We start from the raw sequence: 23,507 nt of genomic DNA on the forward strand, positions 1-23,507 counted from the left end.
GCCGGCATCCGCGACGGTGCAGGAGCGTGTCGACCAAGGTCGACACCTACCGGAGCGGGGATCCTCACCCCACCTTCGAGGGGCCCGTACGCCAGCGGCTGGGGACCAGGCCGAAGCGCTTGCGGAACGCGGCGGCGAAGTTGCTGGGGTGGCGGTAGCCGCTGGCGGCGGCGGCCTGCTCAACCGTCCATCCGTTTTCGCGCAGGCCCTGTTCGGCATGGCGCATGCGCTGTTCATGCAGGTAGTCGAACACCGAACTTCCATACTGCTGGGCAAAATGGCGGCGCAATGAGCTGGGGCTCATGCAGGCCAGCCGGGCCAGCTCGACCAGGCTGTGTGCATGGCTGGGGTCGTCATGCAGGTAACTGCGTACCCGTTCCAGGCGCTCGCGCTGGCCGGCACGCAGCGTGCGCACCGGGTCGGTCTGCAGATCCTCGGCCTGCAGGCCGAGGGCCAGCAGCTGCAATGCCACGCCTTCGCGCCACAGCGCGTCGATGCCGTCCTGCCACGGGCTGTCGAACAACTGGCCCAGCACCGGCAGCATGGCGTGGGGAATGGCCCAGTGGCGGCATTCCAGGTGCGTGCCAAGCGCTTTTTCCAGCTGTGGCATCTGGAAAACATCCGCGTCGATGCCACCCGGCACGATCACGCTGACCCCGCGCAGGCGCGTTTCGCCGGGGTGCGCGCCGGTCATCTCGATCTGGTCGCGATGGTGGGCGGTCATCGCGGTGCCGGCACGCAGGGTGAAACTTCCGCGTCGCGGGATACGCACGTCGACCTGACCCTGCAGCATCACGCGGATGGCGAGCCCGGGCCGCTGTTGCGCGGTCGCCACATAGGGGAACCGGTTATGCACGTCGGAGGCGATCAGGCTCATGCCACCGCGCATGAACTGTTCGTTGACTTCGCCGCGGCCGGCCCACTGGTCGTCGCGCAGGTGTTCCGGATCAGCGCGGTAATCGAAGCCGTGGCGTTGGCCGAAGCGGCGGTAATCGGCAAAGGTGAAGTATCGGGACATCGCTCGGCACGTACAGGAGGGGAGGCGCTGGCACCATGGCCCATGTGCTGCCCCGCGTAGCGGGCAGCCTGGAAGGCCGGAAAACGCCAGGTTGGAAAAAATGTGTCGAAGAAACTGGAAACGTTTCCCATTGTCGCTGCGAATCATTCGCAGGGGATTTGAATACGGTCAAACCGATTGGTCATTACGGCCAAGTTGAACGGGGTGCCGGACATACGCCAGCGTTTTGCCGCTATATCCGTACTTGATTCCCTACATGAACTTCGGTTGAGGTTTCATTGCTGGAACGATCATCCGCGGACAGGCTGTTGGTCTGCTCGTCACAGCGGCCGGCGTAAGGTGATGGATTGGCGGCCGCGCGCCGCATCGCTCCCCCCACCGATGGAGAATGCAGATGATTGATTACCAGCTGACCGGCAAGACCGCGATCGTGACCGGCGGCGTGTCGGGCATCGGCCTGGCCGTGGCACAGACGCTGGCCGCATCCGGTGCCCGTATTTCGGTCTGGGACCTCAAGCAGGATGCGGTGGATGCCACCGTGGCGCAGTTGCGCAGCACCGGCGCACAGGCCATCGGCATCGCGCTGGACGTCACCGACGATGCAGCGGTGGAGGCGGCGGTGCAGCGCACGGTCAAGGAACTTGACGGCCTGCATGTGGCGGTCAACAACGCCGGTATCGGCGGGCCGGCGGCCAGCAGCGGCGACTATCCGATCGAGGGCTGGCAGCGGGTCATCGACGTCAACCTCACCAGTGTGTTCCTGTGCCAGCGTGCGCAGATCCAGGCAATGCGGGCCGCTGGAACCGGCGGCAGCATCATCAACATGGCCTCGATCCTGGGCCAGGTGGGCTATGCCGGTTCCACCGCTTATGCGGCGGCCAAGCACGGCGTGGTCGGGCTGACCCAGACCGCCGCGTGGGAACATGCGGCCGACGGCATCCGTGTCAACGCGGTGGGTCCGGGTTTCATCAGCACACCGCTGCTGGAGAAGATGGACCCGAAGGTGCGCGCCACGCTGGAAGGACGGCACGCGCTGAAGCGGCTGGGCACGGCCGAGGAAGTGGCGGCATTGGTGGCCTGGTTGGCCAGCGACGACGCCTCGTTTGCGACCGGCGCGTACTACGCCATCGATGGTGGCTACCTGGCGCAGTGATGCGTTGAACGCAGGGTGCGGTGCCGCCGGGTGTCGCCCGGCGCTACCGGGTGAACGGACTGTGGTGTGGCCTTCACCTCTGTGCCACGGGGGCCACGCGACGCTCCGGGAAAACCCCGGAGCTTGACCATGGAACTCACCCAGGATGTCTCGATCCTGCTGCGCGTAGCCGCAGCGATGCTGTTTGGCGGCGTGCTCGGCGTCGAGCGCGAGATGGGCAAGCACGCCGCTGGCCTGCGTACGCACATGCTGATCGCGGGGGCCGCTGCGCTGATCGTCGGCCTCGGCGACTCGGTGGCCGAGCATTTCCAGCAGGAGCGCTACCGTGACCTGCTGCAGGTCGATCCGGTGCGCCTGATCGAAGCGGTGGTGGCCTGTGTCGGCTTCGTTGCCGCTGGCACCATCCTGCGTGGGTCACGCGAGGACCAGGTCAGCGGCCTGACCACGGCCAGCTCGCTGATCATGGCAGCGGCCATCGGGATTGCGGTGGGGATCAGCAAGTACGTGATCGCCATCGGGGTGAGCGTGCTGTGCGTGCTGGTGCTGGCAGTGATGCGGCGGTTGGAGAAAAGGATTCCGTAGGGAAGGGCTAGTTGCCGGCCAGCGGCCGCCACTACCGTGAGAGCCGTAATGGTCGGACCAATATGAAGTCTAGCCCTATGGTCTAATAGGCACTTCGTCGGAGCGGCGGTTAAATCCGCTGCAAGTGGTCTGATCGAAATCATTATTGGTACGACCAATAATCGACAGCCACGGCGACCCACCGCCTGCGGTGGAGCACATCCCGCCCCAGTCGAGAGCCTTCATGCAGCCCTGGCAACACCTGTACGACCCCGCCGGCAACCTGTGGTTGTCCAGCCTGATCGCGCTGCTGCCGATCGCGTTCTTCTTCGTTGCCCTTGCGGTGCTGCGCATGAAGGGCTGGCTGGCCGGCACGATCACCGTGGCCATCGCGCTTGGCGTGGCCCTGTTGTTCTACCGCATGCCGTTGAGCCAGGCGCTGGGCGCGGCCGGTTTCGGCTTCGTCTACGGCCTGTGGCCGATCGCCTGGATCATCATCGGCGCGGTGTTCCTCTACAAGGTCTCGGTCAAGACCGGTCAGTTCGACATCATCCGCGCCTCGATCCTGTCGGTGACCGAAGACCAGCGCCTGCAGATGCTGATGGTCGGTTTCGCGTTTGGTGCCTTCCTGGAAGGCGCGGCCGGCTTCGGTGCGCCGGTGGCGATCACGGCGGCGCTGCTGGTCGGGCTGGGCTTCAAGCCGCTGTATGCCGCCGGCCTGTGCCTGATCGTCAACACTGCGCCGGTGGCGTTCGGTGCGATGGGCATTCCGATCATCGTGGCCGGGCAGGTCACCGGCCTGGATGCATTCGAGATCGGCCAGATGGCCGGCCGCCAGCTGCCGTTCCTGACTGTGATCGTGCTGTTCTGGATCATGGCCATCATGGATGGCTGGCGTGGCATCAGGGAAACCTGGCCGGCGGTGCTGGTGGCCGGTGGCTCGTTCGCCATCGCGCAGTACCTCACCTCGAACTTCATCGGCCCGGAGCTGCCGGACATCACCGCCTCGCTGGCGTCGCTGGTGTGCCTGACCCTGTTCCTGCGCCGCTGGAAGCCGGCACGGATCTTCCGCTTCGATACCGAAACCAGCGCCGAGGCGGCCGCGCAGGCACTGGAGGCACCACGCTACAGCGTCGGCCAGATCGCCAAGGCGTGGTCGCCGTTCCTGATCCTCACCGCGATGGTCACGCTGTGGAGCATCAAGCCGTTCAAGTCGCTGTTCGCGGCAGGCGGCCCGTTGGAAGGCTGGGTGCTCAAGCTCCCGGTGCCGGGCCTGGACCAGAGGGTGCAGAAGATGCCGCCGATCGTCGACGCGCCGCTCAGCTATGAGGCGATCTACAAATTCGACTGGTTCTCGGCCACCGGCACCGCGATCTTCCTTGCGGCGGTGATCGCGATCATCGCACTGCGCATGCCGGCCCGGTCGGCGCTGCAGACCTTCGGCGAAACCGTGCGTGAGCTGCGCATGCCGATCTACTCGATCGGCATGGTGCTCGCCTTCGCCTTCATCGCCAACTACTCGGGCCTGTCGGCAACACTGGCGCTGGCATTGGCGCACACCGGCGATGCGTTCCCGTTCTTCTCGCCGTTCCTGGGCTGGCTGGGCGTGTTCCTGACCGGTTCGGATACCTCGTCCAATGCGCTGTTCTCGGCGCTGCAGGCCACCACCGCGCAGCAGATCGGCGTATCCGACGTGCTGCTGGTGGCGGCCAACACCACCGGTGGCGTTACCGGCAAGATGATCTCGCCGCAGTCGATCGCCATTGCCTGCGCGGCGGTCGGCCTGGCCGGCAAGGAGTCGGACCTGTTCCGCTTCACCGTCAAGCACAGCCTGATTTTCACCACGATGGTCGGCCTGATCACCCTGGCCCAGGCCTACTGGCTGACCTGGATGATTCCCTGAGCCATGCATGGCTGGCCGACCACCCGCTGTGCGCTTCGGGCCACAATGGCGCCATGAGCACGCAACGTATTTCGGACAGGGTGGCCGCGCAGCTGCGCGGCCTGGTGCAGGAACAGCGGCTGCGGCCGGGCGACCGGTTGCCCGCCGAGCGCACCCTGGCGGTGCAGCTGGGGGTCTCGCGCACCGCGCTGCGCGAGGCCATCGCGCAGCTGGCCAGCCAGGGCCTGCTGACCGCACGCATCGGTGGCGGCACTTACGTGGCCGAACCGGCGGCGCGCGCGCGGCAGGCGCTGGATGAACCGCTGGCGCCGTACCTGCCGCTGTTCCAGGGCGACCCGGAATACCGTTTTGACGTGCTGGAGATCCGCCACGCGCTGGAAGGTGCCACTGCCTGGCATGCGGCGCTGCGAGCCACCGATGAGGACCGTACGCGCATCGCGCAGGCCTTCCAGACCATGATGGACGCGCACGGCAAGGACGACCCCACCGGTGAAGCAGAGGCTGACGCGGCCTTCCACCTGTCCATCGCCGAGGCCTCCCACAACCTGGTGCTGCTGCAGGTGATGCGCGGCCTGTTCGAACTGCTGCAGACCAACATCTCGCAGAGCCGCGAGAAGCTCTACACCTCAGCGAGGACCTTCTCGCCCCTGTCCGACCAGCACCGCGAAATGATGGATGCGGTGCTGGCCGGCGACCCCGAACGCGCGCGCGCCGCCGCGCATGCCCACCTCGAGTTCGTGCACACCACGCTGCGCACGCTCGATGACAACGAAGCCCGGCGTGCGCGGGCCTCGCGCCTGCCTTCCCCACACGGTTGACCCCATGATCATCTCCGCCTCCACCGATTACCGTGCCGCAGCGCAGCGCCGGCTGCCGCCGTTCCTGTTCCACTACATCGATGGCGGCGCGTATGCCGAGCACACGCTGAAGCGCAACGTTTCCGACCTGTCCGACATCGCGCTGCGCCAGCGCATCCTGCGCAACATGTCCGATCTGAGCCTGGAAACCGAGCTGTTCGGCGAAACGCTGGCAATGCCGGTGGCGCTGGCGCCGGTCGGCCTGACCGGCATGTATGCCCGCCGCGGTGAAGTGCAGGCGGCGCGCGCGGCCGACAGCCGGGGCATCCCGTTCACCCTGTCCACCGTATCGGTGTGCCCGATCGAGGAAGTGGCACCGGCCATCCAGCGGCCGATGTGGTTCCAGCTGTACGTGCTGCGCGACCGTGGCTTCATGCGCAATGCGCTGGAGCGGGCACAGGCCGCCGGCGTGACCACGCTGGTGTTCACCGTGGACATGCCGGTGCCGGGCGCGCGCTACCGTGATGCACACTCCGGCATGAGCGGCCCGAATGCCTCGCTGCGCCGCATCGGCCAGGCCGTCACCCATCCGCACTGGGCGTGGGACGTCGGCCTGTTCGGCCGTCCGCATGACCTGGGCAACATCTCCACCTACCGCGGCAACCCGACCGGGCTGGAGGATTACATCGGCTGGCTGGGCAGCAACTTCGATCCGTCCATTTCGTGGAAGGACCTGGAGTGGATCCGCGAGTTCTGGAAGGGCCCGATGGTGATCAAGGGCATCCTCGACCCGGATGATGCGCGCGATGCGGTCAGGTTCGGTGCCGATGGCATCGTGGTCTCCAACCACGGTGGTCGCCAGCTGGATGGCGTGCTGTCTACCGCACGTGCATTGCCGGCCATCGCCGATGCGGTGCAGGGCGACCTGAAGATCCTCGCCGATTCGGGCATCCGTACCGGCCTGGACGTGGTGCGCATGCTGGCGCTGGGGGCCGATACCGTGCTGCTGGGGCGCGCCTTCGTCTATGCGCTGGCCGCGCAGGGCGAGGCCGGCGTGGCCAACCTGCTGGACCTGATCGCCAAGGAGATGCGCGTGGCGATGACACTGACCGGCGCGCGCCGCATCGCCGACATCAGCCGCGATTCGCTGGTCAACCTGCCATGAGTGGCCATGACGCCGTGCTGGCGCAGTTGCGCGACGCGGTCGGCAGCCGCCATGTGTTGACCGGCGACAAGACCACGCGCCGCTTCCGTCGTGGCTACCGCTTCGGCGATGGCCCGGTGCTGGCGGTGGTGCGCCCAGGTACCTTGCTGGAACTGTGGTATGTGCTGCAGGCAGCGGTGCAGGGCGGAGCGGCGATCATCCTGCAGGCGGCCAATACCGGCCTGACCGGTGGCTCGACCCCGGATGGGGACGACTATGGGCGCCCGATCGTGCTGGTCAGCACGCTGCGCCTGACCGGCATCCAGCTGTTGAACGAGGGCCGCCAAGTGCTGTGCCTGCCCGGCGCCACGCTCGACCGCCTGGAGCAGACCCTGGCACCGCTGGGCCGCGAACCGCATTCGGTGATCGGCTCCTCCTGCATCGGCGCCTCGGTGCTGGGCGGCATCTGCAACAACTCCGGCGGCGCGCTGGTGCGCCGTGGCCCGGCCTATACCGAGCTGGCGCTGTATGCGCAGGTCGATGCGCAGGGCCAGTTGCAGCTGGTCAACCACCTCGGCATCGCGCTGGGTGATACGCCCGAGCAGATCCTGCAGCGCCTGCAGGCCGGTGACTATGCCGCTGAGGACGTGGGTGACGGCGATGGCCGCGCCGCGTCTGATCCACGCTACGCCGAGGAAGTGCGCCGGGTCGATGCCGATACGCCGGCACGCTTCAACGCCGACCCCAGCCGCCACTTCGAAGCGGCCGGTTCGGCCGGCAAGCTGGCGGTGTTCGCGGTGCGCCTGGATACCTTCGAAAAGGAGCCCGCCGAGGTCTTCTACATCGGCAGCAACCGCACCGACAGCCTCACTGCGATCCGGCGCCAGCTGCTGACCGGCTTCGAGCGCCTGCCGATTGCCGGCGAGTACATCCACCGCGATGCCTATGACATCGGCGAGCGCTACGGCAAGGACAGCTTCCTGTTGATCGACCGCCTCGGCACTTCCCGTGTGCCCGCCGCGTTCGCATTGAAGAGCCGGGTCGATGGATGGTTCGAGCGGCTGGGCCTGCGCGGGGTGACCGACCGGGTGATGCAGGTGCTGACCGGCCTGCTGCCCTCGCACCTGCCCCGGCGCATGGGTGAATTCCGCCAGCGCTACGAGCATCACCTGTTGCTGAAGGTCTCCGCACAGGACGCGGCGGCAACCGAGGCCTGGCTGCGCGGCTTCTTCGCCGATCATGAGGGTGGTTACTTCCACTGCACGGCCGATGAGGGGCGCAAGGCGTTCCTGCATCGCTTCGCGGTGGCCGGCGCGGCGGTGCGCTACCGCGAAGTGCATCGGGACCAGGTGCAGGATATCGTGGCGCTGGACATCGCCCTGCGCCGCGATGATGCCGACTGGTTCGAGCAGTTGCCGGCCGATATCGATGGCCGCCTGCTGCACAAGCTGTATTACGGGCACTTCCTGTGCCATGTGTTCCACCAGGACTACATCGCACGCAAGGGCGAAGACCCGATGGCGATCGAGCACGCGATGTGGGCGCTGCTGGACCAGCGCGGCGCCGAGTATCCGGCCGAGCACAATGTCGGCCACCTGTACCCGGCCAAGCCGGCCCTGGCCGGGTTCTATCGGCAGCTGGACCCGAGCAATACGTTCAATCCGGGCATCGGCCAGACCTCGAAGGAAAAAGGGTGGGGTGGCTGCGACTGCGGATGATGTAGAGCCGAGCCCATGCTCGGCTGCTCTTCCCGACAGATAGCCGTCGAGCATGGCTCAGCCCCACCCGGACAGCGGTTACCATCGGAATCCCGTACGCAGGAGCCGCCCATGCCCACCATCGTTGCCCGCGCGACCCTGTGCGCTGCATTGCTGGCAACACCGCTGCTGGTGCTGGCGCAGTCCGCGATCCTGCCGCAGCAGCGCGACGCCGCCGGCAACGTGATGGAGCCGCTGGGGCAGGTGCTGGAACAGGGAGGGCAGGGCGAAGCACGCATGCAGTACTGCACCCTCGATCGTGCCTGGTGCGTGCGTGTGCAGCCGGTGGCCGAGGACGGCGATCGGCCGACGACGCTGGAAGTCTCTGAACGGGAGGCCGGCGAAAGCGAGCCGCACGTCTACCACGTCAGCATCGACGTGCCGCAGGAAAGCGAGCTTTCGCTGTGGCCGTGGATCGTGCGGCTTGCGCCTGGCGTTGGCAGCGATGAGGCAGTGAGCGACCCGCGGCAGCGCGCCCGCCAGAACGTGCTGGTGGGCGGTATCGTCAAATTCAGCACGATGTACTCAGGCGGTGGTGCCGACGCGTCCACGCTGCAGCTGGCGCGCGTGCGTCACCTGCAGGATGACATCCAGGTGGACGACGACGTGCTGACCCTGCCATGGCTGGGCAACGCGATGATCCGCGCCTGTTTCAGCGAGCAGGACATGAAGCAGCGCGCAGGCGCCTGCCACGACGAGTATCGGTTCTCGGCAAGGCTGGCGCTGGATACCGCCGCCGGGGGCATGCCGGTGTTGCGCTACCAGACGGTGGCGACGCGGTTCCCGGCCGGTGTCTCACGCTTCGAGGATTCGCTGGCCAAGGGGCCGTTGAAGAAGAAGGACCTGCGCACCGAGCAGGACCCGGCGTGCAGCTACACGCGGTTGTTCCGCTTCAGTGATGGGGTGTTCCACCCCGACCAGGCGCTGCCGGACTGCGCGGGGTATACCGAGCCCTGAGCTGTAGAGCCGAGCCTGCGCTCGGCTGTCACGGAAGCGCAGCCGGGCATGGGCTCGGCTCTACAGCGCCTACTCGCAGCGGGTGGCGGTGATGATGTTGTCCTTGTCCACGTACACACGCAGGCGGTCGTGGCGGATGTCCTTGGTGGTGATGGTGTTGGGGCCGATCGGGTTGACCAGGCCGGCACCGCTTTCGCTGGACAGGCGGCGGATGTTGGGTTCATTGGCGGGCTGGCCGATTGCCCAGCCCAGCTGGCTGGCGTCGCAGTGGCCGGTACCCTTGACCTGCGGACCGGGGGTGCTGACGCAGGCCGACAGCAGCAGGGCCGACGCGGGTAGCAACAGGGACAGACGGAAGGCGGACATGCAGCGCTCCTGCGCAGGGAAGATGGGCGGAACGATAGCACCCGGCGCGCGAAAGGCGTCAGCGCCCCGGTCATTGCCGGCACGGCGTAGCCACTGCATAGTGGGAGGGATGACTGGCATCGCGCCAGCGGGCAGGCCGGGCCATTCCGGTGCAGGTGCTGGATACGGTATGACGGCAGACAGTTTCCGCGACAAGCGCAGGGCGATGACGGTACTTGCAGTATCGGTGCTGGCCGTGGCGTGTGCCGCCACTGCCGCCGAGCCAGTGCCGGCCGCAGCCGCGGAAACGCCGGTGTTCGGCGCGTGGCGCAACCTTCAGACCGAGGCCGGCTACGCGCCGGCCCAGCGCAATCTGGCCTTCGCCATGCTGCCGCAGGCGGCGACCCGCGGCGACCGTTTCGCCATCCTCGACCGTGAAGGCAAGCGGGCGGTGTGTTGCCTGCAGGTGGCCAGCCCGTCGCTGGGCGTGGCCGCGCTGCGCGAGCAGTACCACCTGCCGCAGGCCTGGGTGACCGACCTGAGCAATGGCCGCAGCCCGGCGCGTCCTTATCTGCCGCATGTCTATGCGATGCAGCGTGTGGACGAACTGGCAGACTACGGCTTCGCCGATGTGCCCGGGGCCTACAGCGACCTGGGTGGGCTGCTGATCCCCGAGGGCGCCGCCCTGGAGGACGATGGCAGTGCCGTCCTGCTGGGCGACAACCGTTATTCCCTGCATTTCCAGCGCCAGCCGCACGCCGATGATGATGGCGCGCTGGACCGCTACACCCTGCAGGGCGGCGACGGCGAGGCCCCGTTCGTGGTTGAAGTGCCGTTCGGCACCTACTGACTGCAGCACTGCACTGGCTAGAATGCAGCGCGGCGCCGTCTGCCGTGCCTGTTCCGTGAGTTGCTGCCGTGTCCCTGCGCCCTTTGCTGCTGTCGTCCCTGCTGCTGTTGTCCGCCTGCGCCAGCGCGCCACCTCCACCGTCGGCCCATTCCGATGCGCTGTGGCGCTTGATCGAGCGTGACTGCAAGGCGGTGGAAGGACCGCGTGGCAGTTGCCTGCGGGTGGAGACGGCGGCAGACCGCCGCGACGTGCTGGTCAAGGATGCGCACGGTGACTACCAGTTCCTGCTGATGCCGCTGGACAAGGTCAGTGGCATCGAGAGCCACGGCCTGTACCAGCGTGGGGTGCCCAACTATTTTGCGGCCGCCTGGCAGGCGCGCGGGCATACCGAACAGGCCCTGGGCCGGCCGCTGCCGCGCAGCGTGGCCAGCCTGGCACTGAATTCGCCGCACGGTCGCTCGCAGCACCAGCTGCATATCCATGTCGACTGCCTGCGCGCGGATGTGCTGCAGGCACTGGATGCACATGCCGGTGCGCTCGGTCCGCGCTGGTCACCGTTTCCGGTGCCGCTGCGCGGGCATCAGTACCAGGCCTATCTGCTGCCCGGTGCAGAACTGACCGCCAATCCGCTCAATCTGCTGGCCTATGGCCTGAGCGGCGTGGGCGATGTGGGCCAGTGGAGCCTGGTGGTGGCCGGGCGCGGCGAGGTGCAGGGCGGCCCCGGCTTCATCCTGCTGGCTACCCGCGTGGATGCCGCCAGCGGCAACGATGCCAGCGGCGAGGAACTACAGGACCATGCCTGCAGGGTCTTGACCGGTGCCGGTGCGGCACTGGAGCGGGTGCGCTAGCCGATCGGCTGCTGGCAGCTGCGCCAGGCCGACGCGGTCAGCGCCAGCAGCTGACGGTCATGCCATCCCTGCGCGTCCAGATGGTAGTCGCGCAGGATCCCTTCGCGGATGAACCCATGGGCCTGCAGCGCCTGGGCAAACGGGCTGGTGCAGCCTGGCGGCAGCAGCACGAAGAGGCGGTGCAGGCCGACATCGTCGAACAGGAACGGGCACAGTGCCCGCAGTGCCGCCTGCGGATGGGGGTGCCGGTGCTGCAGCGATTGCAGCTCGGCGCAGCGCGAGTGCAGCGACTGCAGGCGGATATGCAGCTGGTCGTGCAGTACGCCCTGCACGTCGTCGAACACACCCAGCACCAGCAGGTCGTTGTCTTCCTGCAGGCGTGAACGATAGACGCTGGCGAGGAACCGCGCCTCTTCATCAATGCCGTAGGACGGCCGTTGGCCGCGCTGGCGACGGTCGTCGAAGGCACGCCAGCGTGGCAGGTCGGTGCGCTGGAACGAACGCAGGGTGATGGGCGTGGCCTGGAGGTGGAGCAAGTGGCGGCGCAGGACGGGTCGTAGTGGAGCGAAGTGGGTGGAAGGGGCGCTGTTGGTCATCCCGGCACGATGCGCATCACCGACGCGCCAGGCCATGCAATTCATTGCAAAAGTGGGGTGGTGCCGTAAACGCGTCTGATTCGGTTCAGGCATAAGCCCATCAGGGCTGGTCATTTCCGTTGAAACCACCCATTCAGGACACTTTCGTTACGGGATCGTTATGTGTCGTACCGGCTGCGGCTCCCGTACCACCCGCCCACTCCCCCAGGAAGCCCATGTCCGCCTCCCACAAGGCGATGCGCCCGCGTCCGCTGGTGCTCGCGCTGTCGTCCCTGATGCTGGCCTCGCTGCCGGCCTTCGCGCAGGAAAGCGCGCCCACCACATTGCAGGAAGTGAAGGTCACCGGCTCGCGCATTCCACGTGCCAGTGTCGAGGGACCCTCGCCGGTGACGGTGATCAGCCGCGAGCAGATCGACGCACAGGGCTACCGCAATGCCTTCGACGCCCTCAGCGCGCTGACCGAGAACACCGGCAACGTGCAGGGCGAGGATTTCGGCAATACGTTCACGCCGGCCGCCAACACCATCAATCTGCGCGGGCTGGGTCCGAACCGCACGCTGGTGCTGGTCAACGGCCGTCGCCAGGCCGACTACCCGCTGGCCTACGAAGGCTCGGTGAACGTTGTCAACCTGGCCAACATTCCCAGCGCCCTGATCGAACGCATCGAAGTGCTGGCTGCCGGTGCGTCGGCGGTGTACGGCTCCGACGCCATTGCCGGTGTGGTCAACATCATCCTCAAGGACCGCTTTGAAGGCGTGGACGTGAACGTGCGCGCCGGCGGCACCCAGCAGGGCGGCGGTGACAACCAGCGCGTGCAGGTGGTGGGCGGCAGTTCCGGCGAGCGCTGGGACGGCCTGTTCGGTTTCGAGTTCGACGTGCGCAAGGCGATCCACGCGCGCCAGCGCGACTTCATGGATTCGCTGGACGATGACCCGGCCGGCAAGGCGCCGCAGGCGACCGCGATCGCCTATCGGCGCAATGCTGCCACCGGCCGCAACATCGATCCGGGCGTCAACGGCTGCGACGCCGCGTCGGACATCTATGGTGGCAGCGTGTTCCGTGCCAACAACCCGCGCCAGGGCTGGTACTGCGGCAGCAACGAGGCCGCCGCCAGCTACTGGACCGTGCAGACCCAGAAGCGCAATCTCAACGGCTACGGTCTGCTGACCTTCCACGTCAACGAGACCACCGACCTGTTCGCCGATGTCGCCGTGGGCAGCGCGCGGATCTACAACAACACGCGTGCACCGACCTGGACCTCGGCCCGCAACTACTTCTACAACCAGACCACCGGCAACCTGGAAAGCTGGTACCGCCGCTTCGCGCCGGAGGAAATCGGCGGCCTGCCGCGCAATGCCAACCGCTTCCTGGAAAACTCGTGGTCGTTCAACGTCGGCGCACGTGGCCAGATCGGCGACAGCGGTTGGGATTACGAAGCGGTCTACAGCCGCTCGCGTTACGAGAACCGCACCCGCCGACCGGTGCTGCTGGCCGGCATCAACGAATACCTGCTCGGTCCGAAGCTGGGCGTACGCAATGGCGTTGAGGTCTATGCGCCCGACCCGGCACGCCTGTTCAAACCATTGACCCCGGGCGAATACGAGGGCCTGTCCGGCTACCAGGAAAGCCGCAATGCGGCGTGGCTGCAGACCTTCAGCGCCAGCGTCAACGGCCGTTTGTTCGCGCTGCCCGGTGGCGACGCTGCATTGGCGGCGGTGGTCGAGGCCGGCAGCCAGGGCTACCGCAACCGCCCGGACCCGCGACTGGGCACGGGCGAGTTCTGGAACACCAGCGCCGGTATCGGTGCCGGCGGTGATCGTGACCGCTATGCGGCCGGCGTGGAGCTGCAGTTGCCGTTGCTGAAATCGCTGACCACGACGCTGGCCGGTCGCTATGACCAGTATCGCGCCGGTGGCGAGCACATCGGCAAGGCGACCTGGAGCTTCGGCGTCGAGTTCCGCCCGATCGAGAGCCTGTTGATCCGCGGCTCTGCTGCGACCAGCTTCCGTGCGCCGGACATGAACTACGTGTTCGCGACCGAGACCCGCGGCTACAACCCGGGCATGACCGACTACTGGCGCTGCCGCACCGCAGGCCAGTCGTACGACAACTGCGACTACAACGGCCTGTCGATCGACTACAGCAACCGCGCCAACGCGCAGCTGCAGCCGGAAACCGCTAAATCCTATGGTTTCGGCGTGGTCTGGTCGCCGCTGTCCGGCCTGGATTTCAGTGCCGACTACTACGACATCCGCATCGACAACGAGGTCACCAGCCTCGATACCAGCCGCATCCTGCGCGACGAAGCCGATTGCCGCCTGGGCCGCACGCTGGGTGGCGAAGCGCGCGATATCGGTTCACCGCTGTGCCAGGACGCGCTGTCGCGGGTGATCCGCAACCCGTCCACTGCAACCGTGCAGCCGGACCAGGTGACCCGCGTGCTGATCAATCCGATCAACGCGGCCTCCGAATCGGTGCGTGGCCTGGACCTGAAGGGTAACTGGCGTTTCGATGCCGGCCGCTATGGCCGCTTCACTACGCGCCTGGCCTATACCGTGGTGCTGGAGCACACGTACCGGCAGTTCTCCGATGATCCGGAGCGTGACATCCGCAATTCGCTGGATGACTACCAGTGGCGCAGCAAGGCCAATGGCAGCATCACCTGGAACCAGGGTGACTGGACCACCACGCTGTACGGCAACCGTTTCGGTTCACTGCCGAAGACCGATGGCAGTGGCCGCATCGCGCCGTACATGACCTACAACGCCAGCGTGTTCCGCCAGTTCGGCGAGAACCTGTCGGTGGGCGTGATCGTCAACAACCTGCGTGACAGCCGCCCGCCGGCGGACAGGAACGGTGGCGGCTGGCCGTTCTATCCGGTTGGCAACTACGACCCGTATGGCCGCCAGTACTGGCTGCAGCTGGACTACCGGTTCCGCTGATCCGGCTGGCAAACAGAAGGCCCGGCAATGCCGGGCCTTCTGCTGTGTCGATGTCCGCTGTGATGGCGGGCGCCGGTGGCCTAGGGCAGTGCCTGCTGCAGGTACGACTCGATGACGTAGCTGAAGGGCTGCTGCTGGCGATCGCGCAGCAGGGCGCGCACTTCCAGGATCACGCTGCGGTCGCCTTCGCCACGCGGTGGCCAGAAGGTCTGGTCAGCCAGTGTCTGGCGCTGGAAGCCGAGCGGGCCAACCACGCGGCCAAAGGGTTCGTCGGTGCTGTCCAGCACCTGGTTCATGGCGGGACTGAGGTGGTCCGGCAGGTACCAGTTGTCGGCCTCGGAGAGTACGCGGCTGCCACAGACCAGCTGCACACGGCGGTAGCGAAGGGCGGTGCCGGGTTTCGCACCCAGTGCCTGCAGCACGTCGGCCGGTGCTGTCTTGTCCTGGCCGTGTACACGCACCGCGCGCACCCGCGCCTGTTCGGCCAGGCCGTGTTCGGCGCACCAGTGTTCCAGGGTGGCGGTGGCGCTCTGCCCGGAAAGCACACGCTGGTGCAGCCGCTCGACCAGCGCCGCCGGGGCGATGCGCTGTTGGCCAGGCGGCGCCTGCAGCGGCGCGGTGGCGGCCGCATCAGTGGCGGACAGGCTGGCCATCGGGGCAGCAGCCAGCAGGGACGCGGCCTGCCAGCGGCGGAGACGATCGTGGCGGTCGGACGGGCCCATGCGGCATCACAGCGGAAACAGGTGCCTATGGTACCCGTTCAGGCGTGTGCACGGCGTGGCTGCGAGCCGCCGTCGCGGCGGCATTCATCGTTCTGATGAATGTGTGGCATCCAGATATTTCGTTGGCCGATGGCAGTGCCAGCGCGCAGGATGGCGCCATGACTTGGCTTTCCGGGAGTTTCCGATGACGCTTCAGTTCGTCCATGGCGGTGTAGACCGCTACGGCGCGCCACTGCATTTCCATATCCGTGGCGGCCGCATCAGTGGCCTCAATGGCGAGGCCTCGCCGGCCGACGGGGCGGAATGCGTCGACCTGCAGGGCTTCGCAGTCCTGCCCGGGCTGGTCGACGGCCACATCCATCTGGACAAGAGTTTTGTCGGCGACCGCTGGCACCCGCATCAGCCGGTGAACAGCCTGCGTGAGCGGCTGGCGGTGGAGAAGGCCGCGGTAGCGGGTGCCGCGCCGATGGTGGACCGTGCCGAGGCATTGATCCGCCAGTGCAGCCGCTTCGGCACTGTGGCGATGCGCTGCCACGTGGATGTGGATGGCAGCACCGGCCTGCGCCATCTCGAGGCGGTCCGCGAAGCGGCGCGGCGCTGCGCCGACATCATGCGGATCCAGCTGGTGGCGTTCCCGCAGGCCGGGGTGATGTCCTGTCCCGGCACCGCCGCCGTACTGGAGCAGGCGCTTGCCGCAGGGGTGGAGGTGCTGGGCGGCATAGATCCGACCACGCTCGACGGCGATGCCGAAGGCCAGCTGGCCCTGCTGTTCGGCCTGGCCGAGCGCTATGGCGTGCAGCTGGACATCCACCTGCATGAGCCCGGCGAAACCGGACTGGCCCAGCTGCTGCGCATCGCCGCACGCACCCGTGCCGCCGGCCTGCAGGGACGCGTTGCGGTCAGCCATGCCTACTCGCTGGGCGACGTGCCGCTGGCGCGCGCGCTGCAGGTGGGTGAAGCACTGGCCACGGCGGGCGTTGCGATCATGAGCAACGCGCCGGGCGACCATCCGTTCCCGCCGCTGCGTGCATTGCACGACGCCGGCGTGCGCATGTTCGCCGGCAATGACAACATCCGCGACTGCTGGTGGCCGTATGGCAATGGGGACCTGCTGCAGCGCGCGATGCTGCTGGGCTACCGCTCGGGCTTCTACACCGATGGCGACCTGATGCTGGCGCTGGACATGGTCACCACCCATGGCGCGCAGGTGATCGGGCTGCCGCAGCACGGCATCGCCGAAGGCCGGCCGGCGACGTTCGTGGCCGTGCGTGCGGACCATGGCCCGGCGGCCGTGGCCGGGGTGCCGGTGGAGCGCCGGGTGGTGGTTGACGGCCGCTGGTTGTAGATCCACGCCGTGCGTGGAGGGAGCCATCGCGTGGTCTCATTCATCCACGCATGGCATGGATCCACCTCGATGTGTCGTCAGGCGTAATCGTCGGCGCGGGTAGCGACGAACGCTTCCAGCCACGCAAGCAGGTGGGCGATGTCGATGACTTCGCCCTCTTCGACGCGCTTGAGCAGCAGTGTGCTGGCGCCGATCTGCAGGCTGCTGTCGGCATAGCGCAGCACTGCATCGATGCCCCAGGCGTCGGTGACCTGCATCCAGGCCAGCCCCGGCACGCGTTGGGCCAGGGTGTCACCGAACGCCACGCCCAGCGCTTCCCAGCCATCGCAGTCGGCACGGTCGATCAGCTCGGCATCGACCACGCGCTGCAGTGTGCTGGCCGCCAGCGGCCATTGCACCGGCAACGTCGGGAAGCCGGCCGCCACGCGCGCGGCGATCAGCGAGCGCTGGTGCTGCAGGTGCGTCTGCAGGGCGGCGGGCAGGGGGTCGAAGCGGGCGGGGATTTCGTCGGACATGACACGATGCCGTGGAGCACGGAAACAGGGGGCACTCTAGCGGCAGAGCCGTGACTTCCGCGCGACAGGCGTGATCAGCTTTCGATGGTCAATGCGCGGATTTCGCTTCGGGGTCAGATCCGTTTCGGAAAACGGATCTGACCCCACGCGGGACGATGTTGCCGTCGCGGCTGCCGGCCAGCGGCCCACGCTACCGCAGTTGCAGTGGTCAATCCGGTTCGCGCTGCACCTGCCGCCACAGCTCGCTGGCCAGCGCGCGCACCGCATCGTCGGCGTCCGCACGATGCAGCAGGCCGATTTCGTAGTTGTCGATCACCGGCAGGTCGCGCTCACCATCGATGATGCGATGATCGCGGGCGACCGCGCGGCGGGGCAGCAGGCTGATGCCGATGCCATCGGCCACGGCGCCCTGGATGCCACTCAGCGACGAGCTGGTGAAGGCGATGCGCCAGCGCAGGCCCAGCGCTTCCACGGCGTGGATCATCTCGTCGCGGTACAGCCCGCGCGGCGGGAAGGTGACCAGCGGCAGCGGGTCCTGCTGCAGGCAGCTGCTGCGCAGGCTGTCGATCCAGTGCATCGGCTCGCGGCGGCAGTGCACCGCCTGACGGCTGTTGCGCCGCTGCTTGACCAGCACAAGATCCAGTTCACCGTGGTCGAAGCCGTGCGCCAGGTCGCGGCTGAGGCCGCTGCTGATTTCCAGTTTCACCTGTGGGTGACGGCGGCTGAAAGCGGCCAGCATGCGTGTGGTCTGCGCGTTGACGAAGTCCTCGGGGACACCGATGCGCACCGCGGTTTCCACGGTGGCGCCGGCCAGCGCCTGCGCCATTTCCTCGTTCAGGTCGAGCATGCGCCGCGCATAGCCGAGCAGGGTGTGGCCGGCGTCGGTGGGGTGCACGTCGCGGTGGCCGCGCTCGAGCAGGCGATGCCCCGCCAGCTCTTCCAGGCGGCGCACCTTCTGGCTGACCGTGGACTGGGTCGAATGCAGGCGGGTGGCGGCCGTGGTGAAGCTGCCGCAGTCGGCCACCATCACCAGCGCCCGCAGCAGGTCCAGTTCGAACAGGGTTCTATTCGATTTGGCACTGTCTTGCATTTGAACATTTCACTTCTGGATACCCAGGCCGACTTCTACCATGCAGGGCAGGGGCCGGCAATGCCCGGCTGTTGCTACCGTCGCACGGCGTTCCGTGGCGACGGACATGAGGAGACACTGTCATGCGCGTCCATCATTCCGCTGGCTGGCCTGCGCCGTTCACGCGCGTGCTGCTGTTGTGCCTGCTGGCCATGGTCACCCCCGCCTGCACCGCCACGTCCCGGGCCGACGCAGACGCGCGCCTGCGGGATGCCGCCAGCCGCGGCGACGCCGATGCGGTGCGGCAGGCGATCGAGGATGGCGCCACGCTGGAGGCGCGCGATGGCCAGGGTCGCACGGCGTTGCTGCTGGCCACGCAGGGCAACAACGTGGATGCCGCGCGCGAGCTGATCGAAGCCGGTGCCGACGTCAATGCCAAGGATGTGTTGCAGGACAGCGCCTACCTGTATGCCGGCGCGCGCGGCCTGGATGAGATCCTGGCGATGACGCTGGCGCATGGCGCCGATCTGCGCAGTACCAATCGCTATGGCGGCACCGCGCTGATTCCGGCCGCCGAGCGCGGCCATGTCGCCACCGTGCGCACGCTGCTGCGTGCCGGTGTGGCGGTCGATCATGTCAACCGCCTGAACTGGACCGCGCTGCTGGAAGCGATCCTGCTCGGCGATGGCGGTGCGCGCCACCTGCAGATCGTGCAGTTGCTGCTGGAGGCCGGCGCCGACCCGGAGCTTGCCGACGGCGACGGCGTGACGCCGCTGGCGCACGCGCGCCAGCGCGGCTATACCGGAATTGAGACCCTGCTGCGCCAGCACGGCGCGGTGCGCTGAATGCAAACCCCTTCCACCCGCACGCTGGGCGTGCCCATCAGGATGCTGTCCATGTTCCGTTCCCGTCCGTTGTCCCTTGCCATCCTCCTTGCGGTGGCACCGCTGTCGGCGTCTGCCGCCGAGCGCGCCGACCTGCTGATCCGCAATGCCACCGTGGTCGATGTCGAGCACGCCAGTACCCGGGCCGGGCAGAGCGTGGTGATCCGTGGCGAGGACATCGTCGCCGTCGGCCCGGACGCGCAGCTGCGCAGCCAATGGAGCGCGGCCCGCCAGATCGATGCCAAGGGCAAGTACCTGATCCCGGGCCTGTGGGACATGCACGTGCACTTTGGTGGTGGCCCGGCGCTGATCGAAGAGAACAAGGCACTGCTGCCGCTGTACATCGCGCACGGCATCACCACGGTGCGTGACTGTTCCGGCGACCTGCCCGAGCAGGTGCTGCAGTGGCGCGGGGAAATTGCCAAGGGCACGCTGTTCGGTCCGCGGCTGCTCAGCTCGGGCGCGAAGATCGAAGGCCTCAAGCCGGTCTGGAAGGGCACGATCGAAGTGGGCAGCAAGGCTGACGTCGACAAGGCGATCACCCGCCTGCAGCACGACAAGGTCGATTTCGTGAAGATCACCGACAGCACGCTGAAGCCGGAACTGTTCCTGTACTCGGCCAGTGCCGCGCGCAATGCCGGATTCAAGGCGTCGGGGCACATCCCGATGGCGCTGACCGTGGAGCAGGCAATCGATGCCGGGCTGGCCTCGATCGAGCATCTGGACTACGCATTCAAGGCCGGGAGCAAGGACGAGGCGCAGATTGCCGGCGACTTCGGTGCCGGCCGCATCGACCGCGCCGAAGCCAACCGCCGCCTCGACGCCAGCTTCGACCGCGATACGGCGATGCATGCCTACCGCGATTTCGCCAGGCGCGGCGTGTTCGTGACCCCGACCCTCAACGGTGGCCGCATCCTCGATTTCCTTGACCAGGATGACCACGCGAACGATCCGTACCTGGCTTACATCGGCCCGGGCCTGCGCGCGACCTACCAGTGGCGCGTTGAACGTGCCGCCAAGGCAACGCCAGCGCAGATCGAAGCGCGCCATGCGCAGTACCACCAGGTGGCCGCCGTGCTGCCGATGCTGCAGGAAGCCGGCGTGACGATCATCGCCGGCACCGATGCGGGCTTCCTCAACTCGTTCAACTTCCCGGGCATCGCCCTGCACCAGGAACTGCAGCTGTTCGTGAAGGAGGGCTTGAGCGCGCCGCAGGCGCTGTCTGCCGCGACCCGTTCCGGCCCGGCCTGGTTCGGCCAGATGAATCGTTACGGGGGTGTTGCTCAAGGCAAGGCCGCCGATCTGGTGCTGCTGACCGCCAACCCGCTGCAGGACATTGCCGCCACCGAAAAGATCGACAGCGTGATCCTGCGTGGCAACGTGTATGACCGCGCCGCGCTGGACAAGATGTTGGCTGATACCAAGGCCAAGGTGGCGGCGTGGAATGCCGAGGCGGCGAAGGCGCAGTGATCGACAGGGTCAGAGCCCTTCCCCGTGGGAAGGGATCCGACCCTGTGGCTTCTATGCGGTCGGTGACCTAACGCGGTGCCGGCCGCATTCCGTGCAGCTGCGGCAGTGCGGCCTTCATCGCATCGATGAAGGCGCGCAGCCGTGGCGGCTGCTGGCGCGCGGTGGGAAATACCACGTGTACCGGCAGCGCCGGCGCCTGCCAGTCCGGCAGCAGCTGCACCAGCCGCCCTTGTGCGAGGTCTCCGGCCACCAGCCAGGCCGAGACCACCGCTGCACCCAGCCCAGCACATGCGGCCTGTTGCACCACGAACAGGTTGTCGCTGAGCAGGCGCGGGCTGATCGAAAGGGTATGCGCACGCCCCTGCGCGTCATGCAGCAGCAGGCGTTCGCGGTAGTAGGTGACCAGTGAAATCCACGGCAGTGCCTGCGCCTGTTCTGGTGTGCTGATCGCGGTGGCCTGCACCAGCGAGGGCGCTGCCACGACGATGCGCGGCACTTCGGCGAGCGGCAGTGCGACCATGCGCGGTTCGTCGACCGGTCCCACCCGCACCGCGCAGTCGATGCCTTCGGCGATGAAATCCGGGCGACGATCTTCCAGGATCCACTCCAGGCTCAGCTGTGGGTGCTGGGCGAGGAACGCGAGCATGGTCGGCAGCAGCTGCGCCTGGCCGAAGGCATGCGGCACCATCACCCGCAGGCGTCCGCGCAGCGTTTCCGGTTCGCCGTGCAGTTCGGCCTGCAGCGACTCCCATTCGTCGACCACGCGTTGCGCATGGCGCTGGCAGCGCAGGCCATCTTCGGTCAGCTGCAGGCCATGGGTGGAGCGCTGCAGCAGGCGCAGGCCGAGCTGCCGCTCCAGTGCCTGAAGGCGCCGGCTGACCGTCGGCTGGGTGGTGCCCAGCTGCACGGCGGCGGCAGACAGGCTGCCGGCATCGACGATGCGCAGGAAGGTGCGCAGCAGATCCAGGCGATCGGCGCCGGTGGCGAGGTCATTCATGCGTGTCACGTATGAAGTATATGTGCAGGAGCCTACTACAGACGCACGGCGAATACGGGCAGGATACGCCCACTTCCTCCACCGGACTCCCCCATGTCTATCCCTTCGCTGTCCGTCGTCGCACCCGCGAACGCGCCTTCCACCCCGCTGGTGCTGGCGATGGCGGCCGGCGCCGGCTTTTCGGTCGCCTCGCTGTACTACAGCCAGCCGATGCTGGGCCTGATCGCGCAGGACCTTGGCGCAGGTGAGCGCGCCGCCGGGCTGGTGCCGACCCTGACCCAGCTCGGCTACGCGCTGGGCATCCTGCTGCTGGCACCGTTGGGCGACCGCTTCGACCGCCGCCACCTGATCCTGTTGAAGTCCGCGCTGCTGGCGTTGGCACTGGGCGCCGCAGCGATGGCCGGGCACCTGCCGGGCCTGCTGATGGCCAGCCTGCTGGTCGGGTTGATGGCCACGCTGGCGCAGGACATCGTGCCGGCCGCTGCGGTGCTGGCGCCGGATGCACAGCGCGGCCAGATCGTCGGCCGGGTAATGACCGGCCTGCTGCTCGGCATCCTGCTGTCGCGCGTGGTCAGTGGCGTGGTGGCCGAGGCATGGGGTTGGCGCACGCAGTTCGTGCTGGCCGCGGTATCGGTGGCGGCGATGGGCGCAGTGATGGCGCGTGCGCTGCCGCGTTTCGCACCGACCAGCACGCTGCGCTATCCGGCGTTGCTGGGCTCGTTGCTGGCGTTGTGGCGCGAGCAGCCGCAGCTGCGCCGCGCGGTGGCGAGCCAGTCGTTGCTGGCGGTCGGCTTCAGCGCATTCTGGTCGACGTTGGCGCTGATGCTGCATGCCCGCCTGGGCCTGGGCAGTGCGGCGGCGGGTGCGTTCGGTATTGCGGGTGCGGCCGGTGCGCTGGCCGCACCGTTCGCAGGACGTTTCGCTGATCGCCTGGGTTGCCATGCCGTGGCGCGGTTGGCGATCGCGGTGGCGCTGCTGGGCTTCGGCCTGCTGCTGGCCGAAGCCTGGCTGCCGGCCGCCGCGCTGCTGCCGCTGCTGGTGGTGAGTGCGCTGCTGTTCGACTTCGGTTTCCAGTCGGCGCTGGTGGCGCACCAGACGCTGGTCTATGGCCTGGTGCCGCCGGCACGCAGCCGGCTCAACGCGCTGCTGTTCACCGGCATGTTCATCGGCATGGCCGCTGGCGGTGCGCTGGGCAGCCTGGCGCTGGCCCAGTGGGGGTGGCACGGCGTGGCCTGGCTGGCGGTGATGTGCGCGGGCGGCAGTCTGCTGCTGCGTTTGAAGTAGGGGTGGTGTTCGGCAGGGCTTGCAGCCCTGCACCTGCTGGAAGCCGGAGCCACAGCAACATCAACATCAACAGCGTGGATTCCATGGGGTGGTGGGGCGGTGTCGGAATGCGGGGACGCCGCAAGTACGTCCGTGTAGGCTTGGCAGCCGCATCCATGCGGCTGACACCCCGCACTCCGACACCGCCCCACCTCTGACAGATTCTCGCGATCTGGTAGATCCACGCCATGCGTAGATGAATCTCCATCGAAATCGAATATCTCGAAATCGGAACGATTTGAGCCGAGCATGGCTCGGCTCTACAGAAAACCATGCCCGACAGCTCGCAGAGATCTGTTGAAGGCGGGGTG

General features: G+C 67.4%; 21 protein-coding genes. 14 read left to right on the top strand and 7 right to left on the bottom strand.

Annotated elements, in window-relative coordinates:
* Nucleotides 1-64 precede the first annotated feature (64 nt).
* Nucleotides 65-1,018 (bottom strand): helix-turn-helix transcriptional regulator, encoded by a 954-nt coding sequence (locus ACUVWL_RS04930; RefSeq protein WP_049407541.1) that lies wholly within the window; start codon nucleotides 1,016-1,018, stop codon nucleotides 65-67.
* Between the two features lie 394 nt (nucleotides 1,019-1,412).
* Here ACUVWL_RS04930 and ACUVWL_RS04935 point away from each other — a divergent pair, with 394 nt between their 5' ends.
* From ACUVWL_RS04935 to ACUVWL_RS04965, 7 genes are all read left to right on the top strand, one after another.
* Entirely contained in the window at nucleotides 1,413-2,171 is a 759-nt protein-coding gene (locus ACUVWL_RS04935) for an SDR family NAD(P)-dependent oxidoreductase (RefSeq protein ID WP_014647496.1), read from the top strand.
* A 129-nt stretch (nucleotides 2,172-2,300) separates the two neighbouring features.
* Nucleotides 2,301-2,753 (top strand): MgtC/SapB family protein, encoded by a 453-nt coding sequence (locus tag ACUVWL_RS04940; protein WP_014647495.1) that lies wholly within the window; start codon nucleotides 2,301-2,303, stop codon nucleotides 2,751-2,753.
* A gap of 223 nt (nucleotides 2,754-2,976) precedes the next feature.
* The gene (lldP, locus tag ACUVWL_RS04945) at nucleotides 2,977-4,635 is read left to right on the top strand and encodes an L-lactate permease (RefSeq protein ID WP_197575064.1); all 1,659 of its coding nucleotides are present in this window, start codon (nucleotides 2,977-2,979) and stop codon (nucleotides 4,633-4,635) included.
* A 53-nt stretch (nucleotides 4,636-4,688) separates the two neighbouring features.
* Complete coding sequence (lldR, locus tag ACUVWL_RS04950; protein ID WP_014647493.1) at nucleotides 4,689-5,453, top strand: transcriptional regulator LldR; 765 nt, start codon at nucleotides 4,689-4,691, stop codon at nucleotides 5,451-5,453.
* A gap of 4 nt (nucleotides 5,454-5,457) precedes the next feature.
* Nucleotides 5,458-6,597 (top strand): FMN-dependent L-lactate dehydrogenase LldD, encoded by a 1,140-nt coding sequence (gene lldD / locus ACUVWL_RS04955; protein WP_014647492.1) that lies wholly within the window; start codon nucleotides 5,458-5,460, stop codon nucleotides 6,595-6,597.
* Entirely contained in the window at nucleotides 6,594-8,294 is a 1,701-nt protein-coding gene (dld, locus tag ACUVWL_RS04960; protein WP_445978869.1) for a D-lactate dehydrogenase, read from the top strand. The genes lldD and dld overlap by 4 nt, the downstream gene beginning before the upstream one ends.
* Before the next feature lie 111 nt (nucleotides 8,295-8,405).
* Entirely contained in the window at nucleotides 8,406-9,290 is an 885-nt protein-coding gene (locus ACUVWL_RS04965; RefSeq protein WP_046431179.1) for a hypothetical protein, read from the top strand.
* A 69-nt stretch (nucleotides 9,291-9,359) separates the two neighbouring features.
* On the opposite strand, the gene ACUVWL_RS04970 is transcribed toward ACUVWL_RS04965, so the two are convergent.
* On the bottom strand, nucleotides 9,360-9,656 hold the full coding sequence (locus ACUVWL_RS04970; RefSeq protein WP_014037553.1) for a hypothetical protein: 297 nt from the start codon (nucleotides 9,654-9,656) through the stop codon (nucleotides 9,360-9,362).
* A 169-nt stretch (nucleotides 9,657-9,825) separates the two neighbouring features.
* Between ACUVWL_RS04970 and ACUVWL_RS04975 the strand changes: the two genes are divergently transcribed.
* Together ACUVWL_RS04975 and ACUVWL_RS04980 are read left to right on the top strand one after the other, a co-directional pair.
* On the top strand, nucleotides 9,826-10,485 hold the full coding sequence (locus ACUVWL_RS04975) for a hypothetical protein (RefSeq protein WP_032957698.1): 660 nt from the start codon (nucleotides 9,826-9,828) through the stop codon (nucleotides 10,483-10,485).
* Between the two features lie 68 nt (nucleotides 10,486-10,553).
* Nucleotides 10,554-11,333: a CDP-diacylglycerol diphosphatase gene (locus ACUVWL_RS04980; RefSeq protein ID WP_445978870.1), complete on the top strand. Its 780-nt coding sequence runs from the start codon at nucleotides 10,554-10,556 to the stop codon at nucleotides 11,331-11,333.
* Here the strand turns inward: ACUVWL_RS04980 and ACUVWL_RS04985 are convergent.
* Nucleotides 11,330-11,965 (bottom strand): GNAT family N-acetyltransferase, encoded by a 636-nt coding sequence (locus tag ACUVWL_RS04985; RefSeq protein WP_014647486.1) that lies wholly within the window; start codon nucleotides 11,963-11,965, stop codon nucleotides 11,330-11,332. The genes ACUVWL_RS04980 and ACUVWL_RS04985 overlap by 4 nt on opposite strands.
* A 179-nt stretch (nucleotides 11,966-12,144) precedes the next feature.
* On the opposite strand from ACUVWL_RS04985, the gene ACUVWL_RS04990 reads away from it, so the two are divergent.
* The gene (locus tag ACUVWL_RS04990) at nucleotides 12,145-14,871 is read left to right on the top strand and encodes a TonB-dependent receptor plug domain-containing protein (protein ID WP_197575067.1); all 2,727 of its coding nucleotides are present in this window, start codon (nucleotides 12,145-12,147) and stop codon (nucleotides 14,869-14,871) included.
* Between the two features lie 80 nt (nucleotides 14,872-14,951).
* Here the strand turns inward: ACUVWL_RS04990 and ACUVWL_RS04995 are convergent, their stop codons facing one another.
* Nucleotides 14,952-15,593 carry a hypothetical protein gene (locus ACUVWL_RS04995; protein WP_049440926.1) on the bottom strand — a complete coding sequence of 214 codons (642 nt, stop codon included), beginning with the start codon at nucleotides 15,591-15,593 and terminating at the stop codon, nucleotides 14,952-14,954.
* Between the two features lie 184 nt (nucleotides 15,594-15,777).
* On the opposite strand from ACUVWL_RS04995, the gene ACUVWL_RS05000 reads away from it, so the two are divergent.
* A complete protein-coding gene (locus ACUVWL_RS05000; protein ID WP_180835378.1) occupies nucleotides 15,778-16,938 on the top strand; it encodes an amidohydrolase family protein in 1,161 nt (386 codons plus the stop codon).
* A 77-nt stretch (nucleotides 16,939-17,015) separates the two neighbouring features.
* Here ACUVWL_RS05000 and ACUVWL_RS05005 read toward each other — a convergent pair whose 3' ends face one another.
* Complete coding sequence (locus ACUVWL_RS05005) at nucleotides 17,016-17,453, bottom strand: DUF3806 domain-containing protein (protein ID WP_445978871.1); 438 nt, start codon at nucleotides 17,451-17,453, stop codon at nucleotides 17,016-17,018.
* Nucleotides 17,454-17,661: 208 nt separating this feature from the next.
* The gene (locus ACUVWL_RS05010) at nucleotides 17,662-18,543 is read right to left on the bottom strand and encodes a LysR substrate-binding domain-containing protein (protein WP_046431153.1); all 882 of its coding nucleotides are present in this window, start codon (nucleotides 18,541-18,543) and stop codon (nucleotides 17,662-17,664) included.
* A 122-nt stretch (nucleotides 18,544-18,665) separates the two neighbouring features.
* Here ACUVWL_RS05010 and ACUVWL_RS05015 point away from each other — a divergent pair, with 122 nt between their 5' ends.
* Together ACUVWL_RS05015 and ACUVWL_RS05020 are read left to right on the top strand one after the other, a co-directional pair.
* Nucleotides 18,666-19,367 (top strand): ankyrin repeat domain-containing protein, encoded by a 702-nt coding sequence (locus ACUVWL_RS05015; RefSeq protein ID WP_049440918.1) that lies wholly within the window; start codon nucleotides 18,666-18,668, stop codon nucleotides 19,365-19,367.
* Nucleotides 19,368-19,418: 51 nt separating this feature from the next.
* Nucleotides 19,419-20,876: an amidohydrolase family protein gene (locus tag ACUVWL_RS05020; RefSeq protein WP_445391750.1), complete on the top strand. Its 1,458-nt coding sequence runs from the start codon at nucleotides 19,419-19,421 to the stop codon at nucleotides 20,874-20,876.
* 67 nt (nucleotides 20,877-20,943) lie between these two features.
* Here ACUVWL_RS05020 and ACUVWL_RS05025 read toward each other — a convergent pair whose 3' ends face one another.
* Entirely contained in the window at nucleotides 20,944-21,873 is a 930-nt protein-coding gene (locus ACUVWL_RS05025; protein ID WP_445978872.1) for a LysR family transcriptional regulator, read from the bottom strand.
* A 93-nt stretch (nucleotides 21,874-21,966) separates the two neighbouring features.
* Between ACUVWL_RS05025 and ACUVWL_RS05030 the strand changes: the two genes are divergently transcribed.
* Complete coding sequence (locus ACUVWL_RS05030; protein WP_445978873.1) at nucleotides 21,967-23,157, top strand: MFS transporter; 1,191 nt, start codon at nucleotides 21,967-21,969, stop codon at nucleotides 23,155-23,157.
* Nucleotides 23,158-23,507 lie beyond the last annotated feature (350 nt).

This window comes from Stenotrophomonas muris, assembly GCF_052751275.1.

Excerpts from the sequence above, each read along its gene's own strand:
- ACUVWL_RS04930 (WP_049407541.1), bottom strand. The coding sequence starts at position 1,018 with ATGTCCCGATACTTCACCTTTGCCGATTACCGCCGCTTCGGCCAACGC.
- ACUVWL_RS04935 (WP_014647496.1), top strand. The coding sequence starts at position 1,413 with ATGATTGATTACCAGCTGACCGGCAAGACCGCGATCGTGACCGGCGGC.
- ACUVWL_RS04940 (WP_014647495.1), top strand. The coding sequence starts at position 2,301 with ATGGAACTCACCCAGGATGTCTCGATCCTGCTGCGCGTAGCCGCAGCG.
- lldP (WP_197575064.1), top strand. The coding sequence starts at position 2,977 with ATGCAGCCCTGGCAACACCTGTACGACCCCGCCGGCAACCTGTGGTTG.
- lldR (WP_014647493.1), top strand. The coding sequence starts at position 4,689 with ATGAGCACGCAACGTATTTCGGACAGGGTGGCCGCGCAGCTGCGCGGC.
- lldD (WP_014647492.1), top strand. The coding sequence starts at position 5,458 with ATGATCATCTCCGCCTCCACCGATTACCGTGCCGCAGCGCAGCGCCGG.
- dld (WP_445978869.1), top strand. The coding sequence starts at position 6,594 with ATGAGTGGCCATGACGCCGTGCTGGCGCAGTTGCGCGACGCGGTCGGC.
- ACUVWL_RS04965 (WP_046431179.1), top strand. The coding sequence starts at position 8,406 with ATGCCCACCATCGTTGCCCGCGCGACCCTGTGCGCTGCATTGCTGGCA.
- ACUVWL_RS04970 (WP_014037553.1), bottom strand. The coding sequence starts at position 9,656 with ATGTCCGCCTTCCGTCTGTCCCTGTTGCTACCCGCGTCGGCCCTGCTG.
- ACUVWL_RS04975 (WP_032957698.1), top strand. The coding sequence starts at position 9,826 with ATGACGGCAGACAGTTTCCGCGACAAGCGCAGGGCGATGACGGTACTT.
- ACUVWL_RS04985 (WP_014647486.1), bottom strand. The coding sequence starts at position 11,965 with ATGGCCTGGCGCGTCGGTGATGCGCATCGTGCCGGGATGACCAACAGC.
- ACUVWL_RS04990 (WP_197575067.1), top strand. The coding sequence starts at position 12,145 with ATGTCCGCCTCCCACAAGGCGATGCGCCCGCGTCCGCTGGTGCTCGCG.
- ACUVWL_RS04995 (WP_049440926.1), bottom strand. The coding sequence starts at position 15,593 with ATGGGCCCGTCCGACCGCCACGATCGTCTCCGCCGCTGGCAGGCCGCG.
- ACUVWL_RS05000 (WP_180835378.1), top strand. The coding sequence starts at position 15,778 with ATGACGCTTCAGTTCGTCCATGGCGGTGTAGACCGCTACGGCGCGCCA.
- ACUVWL_RS05005 (WP_445978871.1), bottom strand. The coding sequence starts at position 17,453 with ATGTCCGACGAAATCCCCGCCCGCTTCGACCCCCTGCCCGCCGCCCTG.
- ACUVWL_RS05010 (WP_046431153.1), bottom strand. The coding sequence starts at position 18,543 with ATGCAAGACAGTGCCAAATCGAATAGAACCCTGTTCGAACTGGACCTG.
- ACUVWL_RS05015 (WP_049440918.1), top strand. The coding sequence starts at position 18,666 with ATGCGCGTCCATCATTCCGCTGGCTGGCCTGCGCCGTTCACGCGCGTG.
- ACUVWL_RS05020 (WP_445391750.1), top strand. The coding sequence starts at position 19,419 with ATGTTCCGTTCCCGTCCGTTGTCCCTTGCCATCCTCCTTGCGGTGGCA.
- ACUVWL_RS05025 (WP_445978872.1), bottom strand. The coding sequence starts at position 21,873 with ATGAATGACCTCGCCACCGGCGCCGATCGCCTGGATCTGCTGCGCACC.
- ACUVWL_RS05030 (WP_445978873.1), top strand. The coding sequence starts at position 21,967 with ATGTCTATCCCTTCGCTGTCCGTCGTCGCACCCGCGAACGCGCCTTCC.